The sequence below is a fragment of the Streptomyces adelaidensis genome, from assembly GCF_016598475.1.
GTDB classification, from domain to species: Bacteria; Actinomycetota; Actinomycetes; order Streptomycetales; family Streptomycetaceae; genus Streptomyces; species Streptomyces adelaidensis.
This window is the reverse complement of sequence record NZ_JAEMUX010000054.1, coordinates 26,949-46,014: the sequence shown is the minus strand read 5'-3', so window position 1 is coordinate 46,014 and position 19,066 is coordinate 26,949. Positions and strand designations below refer to the sequence as shown.

Sequence of the window (19,066 nt, the reverse complement as noted above, 5' to 3'; positions counted from 1 at the left end):
GTGGCGATGTACCACTCCGTCGGCGACTGCTCCGACGACCCGTACCGCATCACCGTCTCCCCCGACCGCCTCGGCCGGCAACTGGCCTGGCTGCGCCGCCAGGGGCTGCGCGGGGTGAGCGTGAGCGACCTGCTCGCCGCCCGCGCGCGGGGTGAGGGGCGGAAGCTGGTGGGGCTCACCTTCGACGACGGATACGTGGACTTCGTCGACGGCGCGCTGCCGCTGCTGCGCGACCACGAATGCGGTGCCACCGTCTTCGTCCTTCCGGGGCGGCTGGACGGCGAGAACCAATGGGACCCGCTCGGCCCGCGCAAACGCCTGCTGGGCCGGCGGGGCATCCTGACGGCCGCCGCCACGCAGGGCATCGAGATCGGCTCGCACGGCCTCACCCATGTCGACCTCACCAAGGCGGACGACGAGACACTGCACGCCGAGGTCGCCGGGAGCAGAGCGCTGCTCTCGGAGTTGATCGGCGCTCCGGTACAGGGCTTCTGCTACCCCTACGGCACCATCGACCAGCGGGCCCTCGACGCCGTACGGAACGCCGGTTACGCGTACGCCTGCGCCATCGACCCCGGCCCACTGAACGGCCCGTACGCCCTCCCTCGTGTCCACATCGGCGAGCAGGACACCGCCGTACGCCTCTTCCTCAAGTACCGGCTGCACCGCGTGCGCCGCCGCCCCGTCGAGGAGGTCTGAGGACGTGAAGGCCCTGCACATCATCACCGGCCTCGGGGTCGGCGGCGCGGAGCAGCAACTCCGGCTGCTGCTGCGGCACCTGCCGGTCGACTGCGACGTGGTGACGCTCACCAACCCGGGCCGGGTCGCCGACGGCCTCACCGCCGACGGCGTACGCGTCACCCACCTCGGCATGTCCGGCAATCGCGACCTCATGGCCCTGCCCCGCCTGGTGCGGCTGATCCGCGCGGGCGGCTACGACCTCGTGCACACACACCTGTACCGGGCCTGCGTGTACGGCCGGGTCGCCGCACGCCTGGCCGGTGTGCGGGCCGTCGTGGCCACCGAACACTCCCTGGGCGACTCGCAGATGGAAGGCCGCCGGCTCTCCGCCGGGGTCCGCGCGCTGTACCTCGCCAGCGAACGCCTGGGCCGCGCCACGGTCGCCGTCTCCCCCACGGTCGCCGAACGGCTGAAGCTGTGGGGCGTGCCCGGGCCGCGCATCGAGGTCGTGCCGAACGGCATCGACCTCGCCCGCTTCCGCTTCGACCCGGCGCTGCGCGAACGCACCCGCAGACGGCTCGGGCTGCCGGAGGGCGCGTACGTCATCGGCGGCGTCGGACGGCTCACGGCGGGCAAGCGGTTCGACGTCGTCGTCCGCGCGCTCGCCCAACTCCCCGCCGACTACTGGCTGTTGCTGGTCGGTGGCGGCCCGGAGGAGAACCTGCTGCGGCGGGCCGCCCAGCAGGTGGGGGTCGCCGACCGGGTGCTGCTCACCGGTGAGCGGGCCGCGGGCGGATGCCCGGGCACCGATCTGCCGTCGCTGCTGACCGCCATGGACGTCCTCGCCTCGCCCAGCGCCGAGGAGGCCTTCGGGCTCGCCGTCGTGGAGGCCATGGCGGCCGGGTTGGCCGTGCTCTACGTCTCGTGCCCCGCGATCGAGGACCTGCCGCAGGGCACGGCCGACGGCTCCGGGCGCGTACAGGGGAGCGCGGACTCTTTCGTACGCGCCCTCCTCGACATCCGCGCCGCGGGCCCGCGGCCCCGGACCGTCCCCCCCGCCGCCCACCACTACTGCATCACCCGCAGCGCCGCCCAGCTCATGGACGTGTACGCGGCCGTCTCCAGCCCGTCTCCCGGAAGCCCGCCTTTGAGAGTGAGTTCCGTATGACCGACATCGCCGACAAGACAGACCGTATGCCCGGCCCAGCCCCCGGGAACCCCCGAGGCGCCGGCCCGCTCGCCCGGGTGAAGAACCTGCCGCCCTGGTTCCTGCTCGCGGTCGGCGTCCTGCTCGGCGGGGCGCTCGGGGCCTCGTACGGCCTGGTGACTCCTGCGACCTACACGGCTACGAGCTATGTCGTCGCCGTGCCCGCCAAGCAGTCGGACCCACAGGCAGCGCTCGGTTTCGCCCAGGCCTACGGGCGGGTGGCCACGCAGCTCGCGGTGCTGGGCGACGCGCAGGTGTGGGCCGGAGTGCCGGTCAGGACGCTGCGGGACAGCGTACGGACGGCGACCTCGCCGGACGCGCCGATGGTCGCCGTCTCGGCCACCTCCACCCGGCCCGACCTCGCCGTCGACATGGCCAACGCCGTGTCGCGCGCCCTGACCCGGCACGCGGACTTCACCGAGGACAGCACGCACGTCGAACTCCAGCAGTTCGCGCGCGCCACCAGGCCCAACGAGGCGTCCTCGGCCTCGCTGACGGTGACGGGCCTGGTGGGCGCCAGTGCGGGCGGACTGCTCGGTGGGCTGCTCCTGCTGGTGCGCCCGCGTCGCACCGCGGACTCGCCACCGCTGGCCTCCGTACCGGGCCCGGCCACCGCCGCCGACGCACACCGGCACCTGTGACCGGCGCGCCCCCGGCCGTGGGCAACGGCATCGGCAGCATCCGTACAGACAGCACCCTGCGCACCGAACTCTGCACCGACGAACGCGAGTTCGCCGCGCTCGGCTCCGCCTGGACCCGACTCCACCGGAGGTGCTCCGCCGCCACACCGTTCCAGAGCCACGCCTGGCTCCACTCCTGGTGGCTGTCCTACGGCAAGCGCGGTCGGCTCCGGGTCGTGCTGGTGCGCGAGGGCGAGGAGTTGCTCGCCGCCGCTCCGCTCACGCTCGTACGGCTGCCGCTGCCCGCCCTGGTCCCCCTCGGCGGCGCGATCTCCGACTACGCGGACGTCCTCATCGACGACGAGCACACCGACCGCGCGGCGGCGGCGCTGACCGAGGGACTGTTCGCCCTGGCCCGCACCGCGCTGATCGACTTCCGCGAGGTGCGGCCCGGCGCCGCCGTGGAGCACGTGTACGACCGGTGGCGCGGCCCCCGGCGGCGGGTCGCCGACTCGGTGTGCCTGGAGCTGCCCGCCCGGCCGATGGACGAGCTGCTCACGCGGTTGCCGGCCGCCCGGGCCCAGCGCGTCCGGGCGAAGATCCGCAAGCTCACCGGCCTCGGTGTCGAGCCGCGCGCCGTACCGCACGACGAGGTGGACGCGGCCGTGCACACCCTGCTGGAGCTGCACCGGTTGCAGTGGCAGGGCCGCAAGGTGACCGCCGAGCACCTTCGGCCCCGGTTCCACGAGCACCTGGCCCGCTCGATCGGCCCGATGGTCAGGTCCGGGGACGCCGTGGTGACCGAGTTCCGGGTCGGCGGTGACGTCATGGCCATCGACGTGACCCTGCTGTCGCGACAGCTGGCGGGCGGCTATCTCTACGGCGCCCATCCCCGGCTGCGGGAGCGGAAGGCCGACGTCTCCACGATGCTGCTGCTCGCCTGCGCCGAACAGGTGAGCGGCGGCGACCACCAGGTGCTGAGCATGCTGCGCGGGACCGAGTCGTACAAGTTCCACTGGCGCCCGGACACCGTGGTCAACCAGCGCCTCCTCCTCGCCCGGCGGCGTACGGCACCGCTGCTGTCGGCGGTCGTCTGCGACGCCGCCGGGCGCAGCCGGGGCAAGAAGCTGGTCCGTCGCCGGCGGGAACGCCGTGGGGCGGGCCGTGACCGGCCCGCCCCCGCGTCACCGGTGGCGCGACCACCAGTCGAAGCGCAGGCAGAGCTTCCCACCGAGCCAGTACTCGACCCAGTCCCCCAGGTCCAGCGGCGTGCAGTCGAACGGGAGCGCCGGCGTGGTGGGCTTGGGTGGCTCGGGCCGCGGAGCCGTCGGCACCGGGACCGGAACGGGGTCGATACGCCCGGACAGCATGGACCGGTAGACCTCGGACGCCTTTGGGTTGGCCGTGCACTGCCACACACCGTGCGGGCAGTAGTCGGTGAGCGTGTTGTAGAGCGGCTTGTGCTCGTCCATCCAGTCGAGCATGCCCTCCATATACTCCGGGTTGTCCCCGTTGTGGAACAGCCCCCACTCGGCGTACGAGATGGGCTTGCCGTGGGCCTTCGCGAAATCCACGTGCGCCTGGAGCCCGTACGGCTCCGTCACCTGCTCGTCGAACGACAGTCCGCGCGGCTGGTCGTACGAGTCCATGCCGATGATGTCGACCGTACCGTCACCCGGATAGCACTGGGTCCAGGGGATGGCGTCCCGGCCACGGTTCGGCGTCCAGTCGAACGCGAACTTCTGGCCCGGCACCGTTCGCATGGTGGCGACGATCCGGTTCCAGTACCGCTTCCAGTTCTCCGGGTCCGGCCCGCAGCGATGGGTGTACGTGATGCCGTTCATCTCCCAGCCGAGCACGATGACGGTGTCCGGCAGCTTCAGCTCGACCAGCCGCTCGGCCAGTGCGCGGAAGTGGTGGTCGAATTCGCCCACCGCCGCGCGTCGCAGCAGTCGGCGGACCTCGGCGTCGGAGACGCCCTCCTCATTGCGCTCCATCATGGGCACGTTGAGGACGAACGTCCGGTCGTCCCTCTCCCGCCGCCAGTCCGCCCACGCGTCGAGGAAGTCCGGCCGGCCCTCGATGTTGCTCCACCGGTCGCCCGGCAGATACGTGTGCGCCACGCGCAGATCGGCCCCGCCCAGCCAGTCGCTGAGCTGGTCGATACGGGCCGTGCCCTGGGGGCCGTAGCCGAGGTAGGCGCCGAAGGCCGGGAACTCTTTGTCGGTCTCGGGCTCCTGGGCGCCGGGTGCGCCCGGGACCGGCGGCACGGCAGGGGCGACCGGCGAGGAAGGCACCGGTGGCGGGGGTGCCGCGACCGGCCTTGTCTGAGTTCCGGGGGTTGTCAGCGCGGTCGGTCTGGGTGCCGGAGGGTCACCGACACGCACCAGCCCGGCGCCGACGGCGTACCCCGGTCCCGAGACGAGGACAACCAATGCAACGACACCGGCCGCGGCACACGTCGGCCATCCGATCCGGCGTCGCCGCCGCTGTGGGGCCATGCCCATTCCTTTCTGCGGCTCCTGCTCCGTCCCCCGCTGCTTTCGCTTCCATCGCTTTGCGTCCCACCTACTGACACACAGTCATACGAATACGAAGTCCGCCAGCCGAGGCTCGTCGATCGGGTGGTCCGACCCTCCGTGCGGGTGGTCGGACCACCCGCACGGCCTGAAAGGAAATGTCCGTGTCACTGCTCGACACCCGCGTACCCGCCGTTCTGCTGCGGATCGACCGCAATCCCTTCCATCACGGAACGCTGGGGGCCGTACGCACCCTGGGCCGGGCCGGTGTGGAGGTACACGTGATCGCCGATTCCGCCGGCAGCCCCCACGCCCGATCGCGTTTCGTGACCGAGACGCACTCCCCGCCGCCGCCCGGCGCGTCGACCGAGGAGATCGCCGCCGTCCTGCGCCGGGTGGCCGACCGGATCGCCCGGCCCTCCGTCCTGATCCCCATGGACGACGCGAGCGCCATCGCGGTGTGCCGCCTGGGTGCGGACCTCGCGTACGGCTATCTGCTCCCCGACCAGCCCGTCGATCTCGCCGAGCGGGTGGCCGACAAGGCGGAGCTCGCCACCGTGTGCGGGCGCGTGGGCATTCCGCATCCGGTGACACTGGTCCCCGACAGCGCGACCCAGGCGACCGCCTTCGCTCGGCAGCTGGGGCTCCCTCTGGTGGCGAAGTGGAGTCGGCCGTGGCGGCTGCCCCCCGGGTCGGGACTGCGCAGCACGGTGGTGGTGCACTCGCAGGAGGAGGCTCAGGCGCTGTTCCGGCGAACGGAGGAGGCGGGCAGCCGACTGCTGCTCCAGGCCCATCTGCCCCCGGGTCCGGACCGTGACTGGTTCTTCCATGGGTACGCCGACCGGGCCGGCGTGGTACGCGGCGGAGGCCCCGGCCGCAAACAGCGTGCCTGGCCGCGCGGCGCGGGTCTGACCACCGTGGGGTGCTGGACGCCGAATCCCGAGATGCAGGCGCTGGCGGAGCGACTGGTCGGCGCGCTCGGCTTCCGGGGAGTCTTCGACCTCGACTTCCGCCGGGACGGCACGGCGGGCGCGTACCACCTGCTCGACTTCAACCCGCGTCCCGGCGCCCAGTTCCGGCTCTTCGCGGACACGGCCGGGGTGGATGTCGTCCGAGCCCTGCATATGGATCTGACGCATCGCCCGGTCCCGGACGGAGACCCGCTGCCCGGCCGGGACTTCGTCGTTGAGAACTACGCGCCGCTCACCGCGCTGCGTCCACGCCGGGGGCGCGAGTTCGCCTGGCACGCCCGGGACGACCTCGCGCCCAGCGTCGCGCTCTGGGCGCTGTGGTGCCGGCACGCGGCCCGCCGCCTGTCGGACCGGCGCCCCACTCCCGAGGTGCGGATCGTACGGCAGGCGAGCGCCCCGGCATTGCTGCCGTCCCCGACCTCCCCGACCGACTGAACGACGACGAGAGAGCGAGTAATTGCTGATGCACGACCTGCTGGTAGTGGGTGCCGGACCCTATGGACTGTCCATCGCGTCCCATGCCGCGGCCGCCGGGCTGAGCCTGCGCGTCGTCGGACGGCCCATGGCGTCCTGGCGCGACCACATGCCCCGCGGCATGTTCCTGAAGTCGGAGCCGTGGGCCTCCAACCTCTCGGACCCGGAGGGCAAGTGGCGCCTGGACGTGTACTGCGCGGAGCAGGGCATCACGGCCCGGCACGGCGAGCCGATCCCGGTCGAGACATTCGCCTCGTACGGCCTGTGGTTCGCGCGCCACGCCGTGCCGCCCGTCGACGAACGGATGGTGAAGGCGCTCCGCTTGTGCCCAGGCGGCTTCGAAGCGCTCCTGGACGACGGGGAGGCGCTGCGTGCGAGGACGGTGGCGCTGGCCATCGGCGTCCTGCCCTTCACCGAAGTGCCGTCCGCTCTCAGGGCGTTGACGCCGGTCCATGTTTCGCACAGCAGCGACCACAGTGATCTCGAGCGTTTCCGGGGCCGGGACGTCACGGTGGTCGGCGGCGGCCAGGCGGCCTTGGAGACGGCCGCGCTGCTCGCCGAACAGGGCGCGAGGGCCCGGGTGTTGGCGCGCGCCGCGCGCCTGAACTGGAACGACGTTCCCTCGCTCCGGGAGCGCTCGCCGTGGCAGTCGGCCCGCTCCCCGCTCAGCGGCCTGGGCTGCGGCTGGCGCAACTGGCTCTACGCCGAGCGGCCGGCCTGGTTCCGCCTCCTCCCGGAGGCCGGACGGGCACACATCGCGGCGACCGCCCTCGGCCCGGCGGGCGCCTGGTGGGTGCGCGAGCGGTTCGAGCCGGTCGTCGAGGTGCGGCTGGGGCAGCGGATCACGTCCGCGTACGAGTCGGACGGCCGTGTACGGCTGGAGACGGTGAGCCTCAGCGGCAAGCCGACGTCTCTGGAAACCGACCATGTCATCGCGGCCACCGGCTTCAGGGCCACCTGCGACCGACTGGGACTGCTGGCGGAGAACGTACGCGGAAGCCTGGAGACCGTGTCCGACGGTTCGCCCGCGGTCGGGCGGGACTTCGAGTCGTCGGTACCCGGACTGTTCTTCGCGGGCCTGACGACGGCCTCCGGCTTCGGCCCCGCGATGCGCTTCGTGCACGGCGCGACGTTCACGGCGGGGACGCTGGTACGAGGGGTACGGCGGCGACTGCGCTCGGGCACACCGGGCAACGGGATCCCGGCGCCGGGAGGCGGGGTGCGGCCGGCCGGGACCGGGATCGTCATCCGGAGTTGAGGAAAGGGCCGCAAGGCCTCGGGTGCCGGACGCTGAGCGTCCGGCACCCAGGGTGTCACCGGCGGGAGAACACTCGGCTCCGCCGGTACATGATGGCCCCGCCCGCGATCAGCGCGGCGCCGGCGGCCGAGGCCGCGAGCAGACCTTCGCTGCCGGTCTCCGCCAGGGCCGCCGGGTTCGCCGGCGGAGTGACGGAAGGCTTGCCCGGTGGGGTCGTGGGCGGCTCGGCCGGCGGAATCACCCGAGGGGTCGTGGGCGGCTGGTGCCGGGGCTTGTCCGGCGGGGTGTCGCGGTGCTCCTCAGGGGGACCGTCGTGGACCTTCGGGGACCCCGTGTTGACGCACTCGTTGCCGAAGGCGGGGTTGAGCGCGGCGATCACGTCCACGGTGTTGCCGCACACGTTGACCGGAACGTGCACGGGAGCCTGGACGCTGTTGCCCGACAGGACGCCGGGCGAGCCCTGGGCCTCGCCGTCCGCCGACGCGCCAGAAGCCTTGTGCATGCCCGAGGGGTCATGCTCCTCCCCCGGACCGGGCGCGTCCCAGGGAGCGTGCTCCTCAGCGGGACCGTGCGGCTCCGAGGGCTTGTGCTCGCCCGAGGGACCGTGCGCTCCCTTCCCGTCGTCATGCCCGGAAGAACCGTGCGTCGGAGCGTCGTGGAACTTCGGGGACGCCGAGTCCTCGTTGACGCAGGCGTTGCCGAAGGCCGGGTTGCCGACACCGACGATGTCGACGGTGTTGCCGCAGACGTTGATGGGAATGTGCACGGGAGCCTGGACGCTGTTGCCCGACAGGACGCCGGGCGAGCCTTCGGCCGCACCGGTCGCGTCCGATTCCGCGAACGCCGAGGAGCTGTACAGGGACAGAATGCCTGTCGCGGCCGCCGCCGCCACCATTCCCTTGCTCAGGGTATGTCGCACTATCTTGTTGTCTTCCTGCTTGTTCCAAAAGGGGGAAAGGCCGGCCTTGGCACCGTGAATACGGGCCAAGGCCGGCCGGGACACAACCGGGCGGCTGACGTGCTACATCACTTGTTGATGCACACGTTGCCGGCCGCCGGGTTCAGCAGTCCGACGATGTTGACGGTGTTGCCGCACACGTTGATGGGAACGTGCACGGGAACCTGGATCACGTTGCCGGAGAGAACACCCGGGGAGTGAGCGGCGACCCCCTTGGCGTCCGCGTCGGCCACGGCCGGAGTGGCCACGCCGATGGCCATGATCGCGCCGGCGGCGGCCGCGGCGCTCTGCTTGAGCTTCACGTGTTTTCCCTTCTTCGCGGTCATGCACCGATGACGGCCGAAACCGAGCGAGCACAGCTTGAACGGCTCGCACCATGACCTGCAGGCTGTAAACGAGGGATGGACGAATGAAGAAACCGCGGAACACGACGCGCTTCAGAATTCACCCGAACGCCGCGCGCGCGGTGACTGACCGGATCATCCAAGGGGTCTCCCCCGCCACAGAAACGCTTCGCTCGGCGCCTATGGCACCTGAAGCTCCTCAAGCGCCGTACAGCGCCTCTATCTCCGCCGCATACGCCGCCGCCACCCGATGACGCTTGATCTTGAGGGACGGGGTGAGCAGGCCGTTCTCCTCGGTGAAACCACCCTCCACCAGCCGGAACTCGCGAATGGATTCGGCCCGGGAGACCGCCTGGTTCGCGTAGTCCACGGCCTTCTGCACGTCGGCGCGCATCCGGGGATCGTGGACCAGTTCGGCGGACGGGGTCTCCGCGGGCATCCCGTTGACGTAGAGCCAGTGGGCGATGTCCTCGGGGTCGAGGGTGATGAGGGCGGCGACGAAGGGGCGGTTGTCGCCGACGACGATGCACTGGCCGACCGGGGGGCGGCTGCGCAGCCGGTCCTCCAGGACGGCCGGGGAGACGTTCTTGCCGCCGGAGGTGACGAGGATGTCCTTCTTGCGGCCGGTGATGGTGAGGTAGCCGTCCTCGTCGAGGGCGCCGAGGTCGCCGGTGGCGAACCAGTCGTCGGTGAGGGCGGCGTCGGTGGCGACCGGGTTGTTCCAGTAGGTGCCGAAGACGATGGAGCCCTTGATCAGGATCTCGCCGTCGTCGGCGATGCGGACCGAGGTGCCGGGGACGGGCTGGCCGACGGTGCCGGGGCGCGGTTTGAGGGGCGGCACGATGGTGGCGGCGGCGGTGGTCTCGGTGAGGCCGTAGCCCTCGTAGATGATGATCCCGGCGGCGTAGAAGAAGAGGTTGAGGTCGCGGTCGAGCGGGGAGCCGCCGCTGATGGCGTAGCGCATACGGCCGCCCAGCTCGCTGCGGATGCGGCGGTAGACCAGCAGGTCGTACAGGGCCCAGGCGGCGTACAGGCCGGGGGTCGGACCGGGGCCCCGGTCCAGGAACTTGTCTAGGTAGGCGCGGGCGAAGCGGACGCCGAGGCGGTGGGCGCGGTCGAAGGAGGCGCCGCGGCCGATGCGTTCGGCGGTGGCGCGGCCGGTGGCGTGGATCCGCTCGAAGAGGTACGGGACGCCGACGAGGAAGGTGGGGCGGAACTTCTTGAACGCGGGCCGCAGTTCGGCGGGCTTGATGCTCGGGCAGTGGCCCAGCTCGATCCGGGCCATCAGACAGGCGATCTGGATCGTACGGCCGAGGATGTGGGCCAGCGGGAGGAAGAGGAGGGTGGAGGCGACCTGGCCGCTGACCTCCGTGAAGACCGGGTGGAGCAGCTCGACCGTGTTGGCGGCCTCCGCGTGGAGGTTGGCGTGGGTGAGGACACAGCCCTTGGGCCGGCCGGTGGTGCCGGAGGTGTAGCAGATCGTCGCGGCCGTGTCGGGGGTGAGGGCGGCGCGGCGCTTGGTGACCTCGGCCTCGGGGATGCCCCGGCCCAGGTCGGCGAGTCGGTCCAGGGCGCCCGCGTCGAGCTGCCAGACGTGTGGGGGCCGGGAGTGGCGGGCGGTGGCGGTGGCGACGGCGGCCGCGTTCTCGGGGGTCTCCACGATCACGAAGCGGGAGCCGGAGTCCCGGACGATCCACTCGATCTGCTCCGGCGAGGACGTGGCGTAGACGGGGACGGACTGGCCGCCGGCCGCCCAGACGGCGAAGTCGAGGACCGTCCACTCGTAGCGGGTGCGGGACATCACCGCGACCCGGCCGCCCGGTTCGAGGCCGGCCGCGATCAACCCCTTCGCGGTGGCGCTGACTTCGCGGGCGAAGGCGGTGGCGGTGACCGGGTGCCAGGTGCCGTGGTGGTCGGCGCGGCGCAGGACCACGGCGTCGGGGGCCTCGGTCGCGTTGCGGTAGGGGAGGTCGGCGATGCTGCCGCTCGTCGCGGGGCGCGCGAGGGCGGGGGTGCGCGCCTCGCGGACGACACCCTGCGCGTCCCTGACGACCTCGACCCTGACCCGGTCCGCCAGGTCGGTGCGCTGCTTCGCCTGGTTCAAGTCCTTGCGTACGCCCATCACGCTCCCCGAGGCCGACGGTTCCTACGTTACCGATGAGTCAACTTACCGATGCATAAGGAAATTTCAATGGTTTCGGCCCACTCCGAGATGCGAGGGGGTGCCTGTGATAGGGGTGGATCATGCGCCCCCACCGCTTCAAATACGTCCTGATCGCTGTGTGTGTCTCGTCCGCCGTGGCTCTGTCCGGTGCCGTACCGGCCGTCGCCCGGCCCGCCTCCGTTCCCCCTCTTCGTACGGCTGCGGCCGCCCCGTCGCTCACCGTGCTGACGGATCTGTTCGCGGAGCGGCTGCTCGTCGCGGACAAGGTCGCGGCGGCGAAGTACGGCACGGCGACGCCCATCGACGATCCGGTGCGGGAGAAGGCGGTCCTGGACGACGTGGCCGCGCGGGCGGTGGGGCTGGGCCTCGATCCGGCTGCCGTGACCGCCGTGTTCCGGGACCAGATCGAGGCCAACAAGCTGGTGCAGCGCGGTCTTTACGCCCGCTGGGACGCTCATCCGCAGGAGCGGCCCACCGAGCGGCCGGACCTGGTGAAGGAGGTGCGGCCGGTGCTGGACCGGATCACCACCCGGTTGCTGACCGCGCTGGAGGAGACGGAGGGGGCGCGGGCCGGGGCGTCGTGCGGGCCCCGGCTGCGGGTGGCGGCGGTGTGGTCGGCGTACGGGCACCGGCTGGACCGGCTGCACGGGGAGGGGCTGGTGCGGGCGTTGCCCTCGGTGTGCGCGGACCGCTCTTAGGTCATCAGCCGCCTTCTAGGTCATCAGCTCCTCCGCCGTGCCGATCGCCTCGGCGAGGGCGTACAGGTCCTTGTCCTCGCGGTCCTTGGCCAGGGTGTCGGCGCGGTAGGACAGTTCGCGGATCGAAAGGCTGCCCGGGAGGGCGGACAGGTTGCCGTCCGTCTGGAGGAGGCGGTCGGCGAAGTACGCGGCCACGGCGGCGACCTGGAGGCCGTGCGGGGAGGAGCTCCACAGGTTGCCGTGCAGGTCCGATGCCTCCATGTCGGCCGACTCCTCGTGCGGGGTGCGGCTGTCGGGGTCGAGCCAGCGGACGGTGGCGGTGGCGAGGTGGCCTTCGGCGCCGGACCTGACGCGGACGGCGTAGAGGGCGGTGACGGTGTGGCCGGGGCCGACCTCGCCGCCGTCGACGCGGTCGTCGCGGAAGTCCTCGTCGGCGACCTGCCGGTTGTCGTAGCCGATCAGGCGGAACTCCTCGACCGTCCCCTCGTCGAAGGCGACCTGGGCCTTGGCGTCGCGGGCGGTGAGGTCGATGTTGCGCGGGAGTTCCTCGCAGAAGAGCTTCTCGGCCTCCTCCTCGGTGGAGACGTAGGTGGTGTGGCCGTCGCCTTTGTCGGCGAGGCGTTCCATGAGGGCGTCGCCGTAGTCGCTGCCGACGCCGACGCCGAAGAGGGTGATGCCGTGTTCGCGGCGTTCGCTCCCGATGCGTTCGAGGATGGTGTCGGCATCGGTCTCGCCGGTGTTGGCGAGGGCGTCGGAGAGGAGCACGACGCGGTTGGTCGCGCCCTTGCGCAGGCCCTCGACGGCGGTCTCGTAGCCGGTCTCGACGCCTGCGGCGAGGTTGGTGGAGTCGGTGGGCTCCAGGCTGTCGACGGCGTCCCGGATCTTGCCCCGGTTGTCGTCGAGGCGGGTCATCGGCAGGACGGTCTCGGCCTCGTCGCTGAAGGTGACGACGGCGACGGAGTCGTCGTCGCGCAGCCGGTCCGTCATCGTGCGCATGGCGTCCTGGGCGAGGTCGAGGCGGCCCGGTTCGGACATGGAACCGGAGACGTCGATGACGAAGGTGAGGGCGGCGGGCGGGCGTTCGCTGTCGCTCCCGGCGGCGCGGGTGGCGAGGCCGACGCGGACGAGGGACCAGGCTCCGTCTTGACTGTATTGGCCGTCCTTCGTGCGGGCGCCGTCGACGGTGACCGTGAAGCCGTCGCCGTCGGGGCGTTCGTAGTCCTGGCGGAAGCTGTTGACGAACTCCTCCGGGCGGACCGTCGACGGGTCGGGCAGGCTGCCGTCGGCCAGGGTGCGGCGGGCGTAGCCGTAGGAGGCGGTGTCGACGTCGAGGGCGAAGGTGGAGAGGTGGTCGTCGGGGGTCGGGGCGATGTCCCGGGACTCGTCGTCCGGCTGCTCGCCCCGCTGTTCGCCGGTGCCGGTGCCCTCGGGGGCGGGGGCCGGGAAACCGTCGTCCGTGCGGCCGCCGCTCTGCCCCCGGTCGTACGACGAGGAGTTGCCCCGGTCGCCGCTGTCGCCGCTGTTGCCGCAGCCGGTGAGGAGCAGGGCGGCGGCCGTGCCCAGGGCGAGGAACGCGGTACTCGACCGCCGCCGTGACGTCGTCGTCCCTGTCCTGCGATACGTATGCATCCGGGCCCCCTCGGCAGGTCACCTGTCGCCTTGCTGTGGGCGACTGTTGTGACTGTGACGGCCGAGGGGGCCCGGATGTGCGCTACGGGGTGTTGCGGATGCGTCTCGAAGCGGCCACGGCGGGGGCCGGCCGAGACCGGTGGGTGATCCTCCGGTGACCTAGGACACGACGTCCTTGCGGCCGAAACCGCGGAAGGCCAGGGCGAACAGCACGAGTGCGTACGATATGGAAATGGAGATGCCCTGGATCATGGTCGTGTAGTCGGGCTGCGGGTTGACGACGTCGAGCCAGGCGTACTGCCAGTGCGCGGGCAGGAAGTCGCGCCAGTCGCCGAGGGCGGTCACCGAGTTGAGCACGCTGCCGATGATGGTCAGGCCGACCGCGCCGCCGACCGCGCCGAGCGGTGCGTCGGTGCGGGTGGAGAGCCAGAACGCCAGGGCGGCGGTGACCAGTTGGGACACGAAGATGTACCCGACGCTGACCAGCATGGCCCAGGCGGCGGCGCCGGAGCCCAGTTCGCCGCCGGTGGGCAGCTCCAGAGGGCCCCAGCCGTAGGCCACCGTGCCGATCGCGAGGGCGACGATCGGCAGCAGCACCATCGCTGCCAGGCTGAGGGTGAGTCCGACGACGAGCTTGGACCACAGCAGCCGGGCGCGGGGCACGGGGGCGGCGAGGAGATAGCGCAGGGAGGACCAGCCGGCCTCCGAGGCGACCGTGTCGCCGCAGAACAGCGCGACGGGGATGACCAGCAGGAAGCTCGCGGCGGAGAAGAGGTTCACCGCGGCGAAGTTCGCCGCGGACGCCGTCGCCGAGTCCATCAGGTTCATCTGGGTGTTGCCCTCGCCCGGGGCGCCGTTGATCCAAAAGGCGATGACCAGGATGATCGGCAGGGCGAACAGGACGGCGCCCATGACCATCGTGCGGCGGCGCTTGAGCTGGCGGACCAGCTCGACCCGCAGGGGCAGGGTGCCGCCCGCACGGTAGCCCTCGGCGGCCTCGACGGGTGCTGCGTGCTCGGCACGCTCGGCCAGCGCGCTCATGCGGATTCTCCGATCAGGGTGAGGAAGGCGTCTTCGAGGCGGCGGTGCGGGCCCACCGACTCGACCGGTACTTCCAGCCGTACGAGTTCGGCGACCAGGCGCTGGGCGCTGCCGTCGGCGTCGAGGCGGACGACGAGGCCGTCGTCCGTGCGGACGGCCGATTCGACGCCCTGCAGGGCGGCGATCTTGTCGACGACGGGCTCGTCCAGGGGCTCGGACGTGCCGATCAGCACGGTGTCGCCGGAGCCGACGATCTCGCTGACGGGGCCCGCCTGGACGAGCTTGCCGTGGTCCATGACGACCAGGTGGGTGCAGGTCTGTTCGACCTCCGCCAGCAGGTGGCTGGAGACGATGACCGTACGGCCGGCCGCCGCGTAGCGGATCATGACCTCGCGCATCTCGCGGATCTGCGGCGGGTCGAGGCCGTTCGTCGGCTCATCGAGTATCAGCAGGTCGGGCAGGCCCAGCATGGCCTGGGCGATGGCCAGGCGCTGGCGCATGCCCTGGGAGTAGGTGCGGACAGCGCGGGCCAGGGCGTCGCCGAGGCCGGCGATCTTCAGGGCCTCCTCCAGGTGGGCGTCCTCGGCCGGGCGGCCGGTGGCCTGCCAGTACAGCTCCAGGTTGTCGCGGCCGGACAGGTGCGGGAGGAAGCCCGCGCCCTCGACGAAGGCGCCGACCCGGGAGAGCACCGGGGCGCCCGGCACGATCGCGTGGCCGAAGACGCGGATCTGGCCGCCGTCCGGCTGGATCAGGCCCATCAGCATGCGCAGGGTCGTCGTCTTGCCCGCGCCGTTCGGCCCGAGCAGGCCGAGGACCTGGCCCTTCTCGACCCGGATGGAGAGGTCGCGGACGCTGTAGCGGTCACCGTTCTTGTACTTCTTGCTCAGGTCCGTGATCTGGAGCGGGACCTCGGCCAGTGCCGGGTCGGGGACGGGGGTCGCGACGCGGCGGCGTCCCGTCACCAGCAGGGCGGCGGCGATCACCGCGCCGACGATCGGCAGGTACCAGACCCAGGCGGGCAGGACGTTCGTCCGGTCGGCCCGGCCGAGCGGCGTGGGCACCTCCAGGTCGCCCTTCAGGGAGACGGTGTAGGTCGCCGGGGTGGCCGGGGAGGCGTAGCCGAGGTCCGTGGAGGCGAGGACGAGGCGGAGGCTGTGGCCGTCCTCCAGCTCGTAGTCGATGGCCGGGAGGGTGAGCTTGACGTCCTTGCCCGCCTTGGCGCCCTCCACCCGGACGGGCTCGACGAGCTGGGAGGGCAGCACCTGGGAGCGGCCGTCCGCGCCGACGTCGTAGACCTTGGCGAAGAGGACGGCGTCCTCGGTGGTCGACTTCACATGGACCGTCGCCGTGGGCGAACCGGTGATCTGGAGGTCGTCCGCGACGGGCTTCGACTCGAACGCGGCGAACTGGCCGGGGAAGTCGAGGGAGATGCTGACGCCGAGGGAGGACAGCTGGGAGAGGCCGCCGACGACGGAGCCGAGGCCGGTCAGGGCCGACACGGAGGGCGGGTTGGCGCCGGCCGGGTTCTCGAAGCTCTGCTCGCGTCCGGCGAGGGCGATCGACTTCGGGTCGCTCCCCAGGCCCGGGTACGTGTCGTCGGTCGTACCGCTCAGGCTGGTCTCGCCGTCGTCGGAGCCGGTGTCGAGAGTGCGGGTGACGCGGAACGCGGAGCCGGTGTCAGCGCTCTTGTCGTCCTTGAGATAGCGGTCGAACCAGGAGTTGACACGGGCCTGGACGCGGGACGTCTCCATGTCGCCGCCGTCGTGGCCGCCGGAGATCCAGTCGACTTCCACGGGCGCGCCGTTGGCCTTGATCGCCTTGGCGGCGGCGTCGGCCTGGCCGAGCGGGAAGAGGGAGTCGGTCTGGCCCTGCAGCAGCAGCGTGGGCACCTTGATGCGGTCGCCCACGGCCTCGGGGCTGCGCTCGTCGAGGAGCTTGACCGCCTCCGCGTCGGGCTGCCCGTCCTCGGCGACCCGCTGGTACATCTCGCAGAGCTGGTCCTCGAAATTCGCGCAGCCGCCGCCGCTGTTGACGAAGATGCCGGCCCACAGCTTCTTGAAGACGCCGTTCGGGAACAGGGCGTCCGACAGGTTCCAGTACGTGATCGCGGGTGCGATGGCGTCGACCCGGTCGTCGTACCCGGCGGCCAGCAGCGAGATCGCTCCGCCGTACGAGGCGCCGGCGGCGCCGACCCGGGGGTCGCCCTCCTTGTCGAGCTGCACCTCGGAGCGGGTCGCGAGCCAGTCGATCAGCTTCGAGACGTCGGCTACCTCGCCCTTCGGGTCGTTCAGCCCGATCTTGCCGGTCGACTCGCCGAAGCCGCGGGCCGACCACGTCAGCACCGCGTAGCCGTCCCGGGCGAGGTCCTCGGCCTGGCGTCGTACGTCGTCCTTGCTGCCGCCGAAGCCGTGGCCGAGCAGGACGGCCGGGCGGCGGCCGTCATCGCCGGACGTGAAGTACGAGGTGTCGATGCGCACGCCCTCAGCTGTGGTCATGGCCTGGTCGGAGCGCTTCACAGGCGCGGCTTCGTCGGAGGCGGTGGCCGTCCAGGTGCCGGCGCCGGCGAGCACGACGACGGCGGCCGCTGCGGCGATGCTCCGCCGTGGGCGCCGCCGTAGCGCTCCGCGCAGTCGCGGGCCGGGCAGTCGAAGATCCATGCGTCAACGGTACGGGCGGGGTGGGGGGCCCGGAGCCGTCTCCGGGTGGAGGAGTGGGCCATCCCACGGTCGTACGGGGGGAATCCGGCATACAGCGGTCGCGGTATGCGGGGGTGGGGGGGCGGACTGACAGCAACCTGGTAAGTCGGGCGGGTGGGTTGTCGGCCGTGGGTGCGTGGGGGCTTCTCGCGCAGTTCCCCGCGCCCCTTGAAAGACGGGGCTGCGCCCCTTCGAGCCCCGGTTTTGGGTGCGGGTCCGGTGGGGGCTTCTCGCGCAGTTCCCCGCGCCCCTTGAAAGGCCCTGCGGGCCTTCAAGGGGCGGGGGGCTGCGGGTGTTGATCAGTGGTTGCGGGGGAAGCCCAGGTCTACGCCTGTGGGGGCGTCGGCGGGGTCGGGCCAGCGGGTGGTTACCACCTTGCCTCGGGTGTAGAAGTGGGTGCCGTCGTTGCCGTAGATGTGGTGGTCGCCGAAGAGGGAGTCCTTCCAGCCGCCGAAGGAGTGGTAGCCGACGGGGACCGGGATGGGGACGTTGACGCCGACCATGCCGGCCTCGACCTCCAGCTGGAAGCGGCGGGCGGCGCCGCCGTCGCGGGTGAAGATCGCGGTGCCGTTGCCGAAGGGGGAGGCGTTGATCAGCGTCATGCCCTCCTCGTACGTGTCCACGCGCAGGACGCAGAGGACCGGGCCGAAGATCTCGTCCTGGTAGGCCTTCGCCGAGGTCGGGACCTTGTCGAGGAGCGAGATGCCGATCCAGTGGCCGTCCTCGAAGCCGTCGACCGTGTAGCCGGTGCCGTCGAGGACGACCTCCGCGCCCTCGGCCGCCGCGCCCGTGACGTACGACGCGACCTTGTCGCGGTGGACCGCCGTGATCAGCGGGCCCATTTCCGACGTCGGGTCGTTGCCGGGGCCGATCTTGATCTTCTCGGCGCGCTCGCGGATCTTGTCCACGAGCTGGTCGCCGATCGCGCCGACGGCGACGACGGCGGAGATGGCCATGCAGCGCTCGCCGGCCGAGCCGTAGGCGGCGGACACGGCGGCGTCGGCGGCCGCGTCCAGGTCGGCGTCGGGCAGGACCAGCATGTGGTTCTTGGCGCCGCCGAGGGCCTGGACGCGCTTGCCCTTCGCGGAGGCCGTGGTGTGGATGTAGCGGGCGATCGGGGTCGAGCCGACGAAGGAGACGGCCTTGACGTCCGGGTGGTCGAGGAGGCGGTCGACCGCCACCTTGTCGCCGTGGACGACGTTGAAGACGCCGTCGGGCAGACCGGCTTCCGAGAGCAGCTCGGCGATCTTCAGGGACGCCGACGGGTCCTTCTCGGACGGCTTCAGGATGAAGGTGTTGCCGGTGGCGATGGCCATCGGGAACATCCACATCGGGACCATCGCCGGGAAGTTGAACGGCGTGATGCCGGCGACGACACCGAGCGGCTGGCGGATGGAGGCGACGTCCACACGGCTGGCGACCTGCGTCGACAGCTCGCCCTTCAGCTGGACGTTGATGCCGCAGGCCAGGTCGACGATCTCCAGGCCGCGCGCGACCTCGCCGAGCGCGTCGCTGTGCACCTTGCCGTGCTCGGCGGTGATCAGCTCGGCGATCGCGTCGCGGTTGGCGTCGAGCAGCGCGCGGAAGCGGAACAGGATCTCCGTGCGCTTGGCCAGTGAGGACTGGCCCCAGGTGGCGAAGGCCTCCTTGGCGGTGCGTACCGCCGCGTCGACCTCGTCGACGGTCGCGAAGGCGACCTTGGTGGTGACCGCGCCGGTCGCCGGGTCCGTGACCGGCCCGAACGTACCCGACGCGCCTTCGACGGTCTTGCCGCCGATCCAGTGGTTGACGATCTTCGTCATGCCG

The 19,066-nt window shown here is 71.7% G+C and carries 14 protein-coding genes and 1 pseudogene; 7 read left to right on the top strand and 8 right to left on the bottom strand.

All coding sequences use genetic code 11. The annotated features are described in order from the left end of the window. The first annotated feature begins 6 nt into the window (after positions 1 to 6). The 4 genes and pseudogenes from I8N67_RS27215 to I8N67_RS27200 all read left to right on the top strand — a co-directional run. The gene (locus tag I8N67_RS27215) at positions 7 to 699 is read left to right on the top strand and encodes a polysaccharide deacetylase family protein (RefSeq protein ID WP_200306567.1); all 693 of its coding nucleotides are present in this window, start codon (positions 7 to 9) and stop codon (positions 697 to 699) included. 4 nt (positions 700 to 703) lie between these two features. After that, positions 704 to 1,849: a glycosyltransferase gene (locus I8N67_RS27210; RefSeq protein ID WP_200306531.1), complete on the top strand. Its 1,146-nt coding sequence runs from the start codon at positions 704 to 706 to the stop codon at positions 1,847 to 1,849. A gap of 26 nt (positions 1,850 to 1,875) precedes the next feature. Continuing rightward, the gene (locus I8N67_RS27205; RefSeq protein WP_200306565.1) at positions 1,876 to 2,529 is read left to right on the top strand and encodes a YveK family protein; all 654 of its coding nucleotides are present in this window, start codon (positions 1,876 to 1,878) and stop codon (positions 2,527 to 2,529) included. Positions 2,530 to 2,558: 29 nt separating this feature from the next. Then, positions 2,559 to 3,671: pseudogene (locus tag I8N67_RS27200) on the top strand (GNAT family N-acetyltransferase); the annotation flags it as partial. 21 nt (positions 3,672 to 3,692) lie between these two features. On the opposite strand, the gene I8N67_RS27195 reads toward I8N67_RS27200, so the two are convergent. Further along, positions 3,693 to 5,009 carry a glycoside hydrolase family 26 protein gene (locus tag I8N67_RS27195; protein ID WP_200306529.1) on the bottom strand — a complete coding sequence of 439 codons (1,317 nt, stop codon included), beginning with the start codon at positions 5,007 to 5,009 and terminating at the stop codon, positions 3,693 to 3,695. 176 nt (positions 5,010 to 5,185) lie between these two features. On the opposite strand from I8N67_RS27195, the gene I8N67_RS27190 reads away from it, so the two are divergent. Both I8N67_RS27190 and I8N67_RS27185 read left to right on the top strand, forming a co-directional pair. Then, a complete protein-coding gene (locus I8N67_RS27190; RefSeq protein ID WP_234046360.1) occupies positions 5,186 to 6,433 on the top strand; it encodes a carboxylate--amine ligase in 1,248 nt (415 codons plus the stop codon). Positions 6,434 to 6,461: 28 nt separating this feature from the next. After that, the gene (locus tag I8N67_RS27185) at positions 6,462 to 7,730 is read left to right on the top strand and encodes an NAD(P)-binding domain-containing protein (RefSeq protein WP_200306525.1); all 1,269 of its coding nucleotides are present in this window, start codon (positions 6,462 to 6,464) and stop codon (positions 7,728 to 7,730) included. Positions 7,731 to 7,785: 55 nt separating this feature from the next. On the opposite strand, the gene I8N67_RS44315 is transcribed toward I8N67_RS27185, so the two are convergent. The 3 genes from I8N67_RS44315 to I8N67_RS27170 form a co-directional block, all read right to left on the bottom strand. Beyond that, positions 7,786 to 8,649 (bottom strand): chaplin, encoded by an 864-nt coding sequence (locus tag I8N67_RS44315; protein WP_307835381.1) that lies wholly within the window; start codon positions 8,647 to 8,649, stop codon positions 7,786 to 7,788. A gap of 107 nt (positions 8,650 to 8,756) precedes the next feature. Beyond that, positions 8,757 to 9,014, bottom strand: coding sequence for a chaplin (locus tag I8N67_RS27175; RefSeq protein ID WP_200306523.1), 258 nt, complete (start codon positions 9,012 to 9,014; stop codon positions 8,757 to 8,759). A gap of 217 nt (positions 9,015 to 9,231) precedes the next feature. Then, on the bottom strand, positions 9,232 to 11,154 hold the full coding sequence (locus I8N67_RS27170) for an AMP-dependent synthetase/ligase (protein ID WP_200306521.1): 1,923 nt from the start codon (positions 11,152 to 11,154) through the stop codon (positions 9,232 to 9,234). Positions 11,155 to 11,276: 122 nt separating this feature from the next. Between I8N67_RS27170 and I8N67_RS27165 the strand changes: the two genes are divergently transcribed. Further along, a complete protein-coding gene (locus I8N67_RS27165) occupies positions 11,277 to 11,894 on the top strand; it encodes a chorismate mutase (RefSeq protein ID WP_200306519.1) in 618 nt (205 codons plus the stop codon). 15 nt (positions 11,895 to 11,909) lie between these two features. On the opposite strand, the gene I8N67_RS27160 is transcribed toward I8N67_RS27165, so the two are convergent. The 4 genes from I8N67_RS27160 to mmsA all read right to left on the bottom strand — a co-directional run bounded on the left by I8N67_RS27160 (position 11,910) and on the right by mmsA (position 19,062). Continuing rightward, entirely contained in the window at positions 11,910 to 13,523 is a 1,614-nt protein-coding gene (locus I8N67_RS27160; RefSeq protein WP_200306517.1) for a vWA domain-containing protein, read from the bottom strand. Positions 13,524 to 13,682: 159 nt separating this feature from the next. Continuing rightward, positions 13,683 to 14,564, bottom strand: a complete 882-nt coding sequence (locus I8N67_RS27155; RefSeq protein ID WP_200306515.1) for an ABC transporter permease — start codon at positions 14,562 to 14,564, stop codon at positions 13,683 to 13,685. Continuing rightward, complete coding sequence (locus tag I8N67_RS27150; protein ID WP_200306513.1) at positions 14,561 to 17,221, bottom strand: alpha/beta fold hydrolase; 2,661 nt, start codon at positions 17,219 to 17,221, stop codon at positions 14,561 to 14,563. The genes I8N67_RS27155 and I8N67_RS27150 overlap by 4 nt, the downstream gene beginning before the upstream one ends. Positions 17,222 to 17,559: 338 nt before the next feature. Continuing rightward, positions 17,560 to 19,062 carry a CoA-acylating methylmalonate-semialdehyde dehydrogenase gene (gene mmsA / locus I8N67_RS27145; protein ID WP_200306511.1) on the bottom strand — a complete coding sequence of 501 codons (1,503 nt, stop codon included), beginning with the start codon at positions 19,060 to 19,062 and terminating at the stop codon, positions 17,560 to 17,562. Between the last annotated feature and the right edge of the window lie 4 nt (positions 19,063 to 19,066).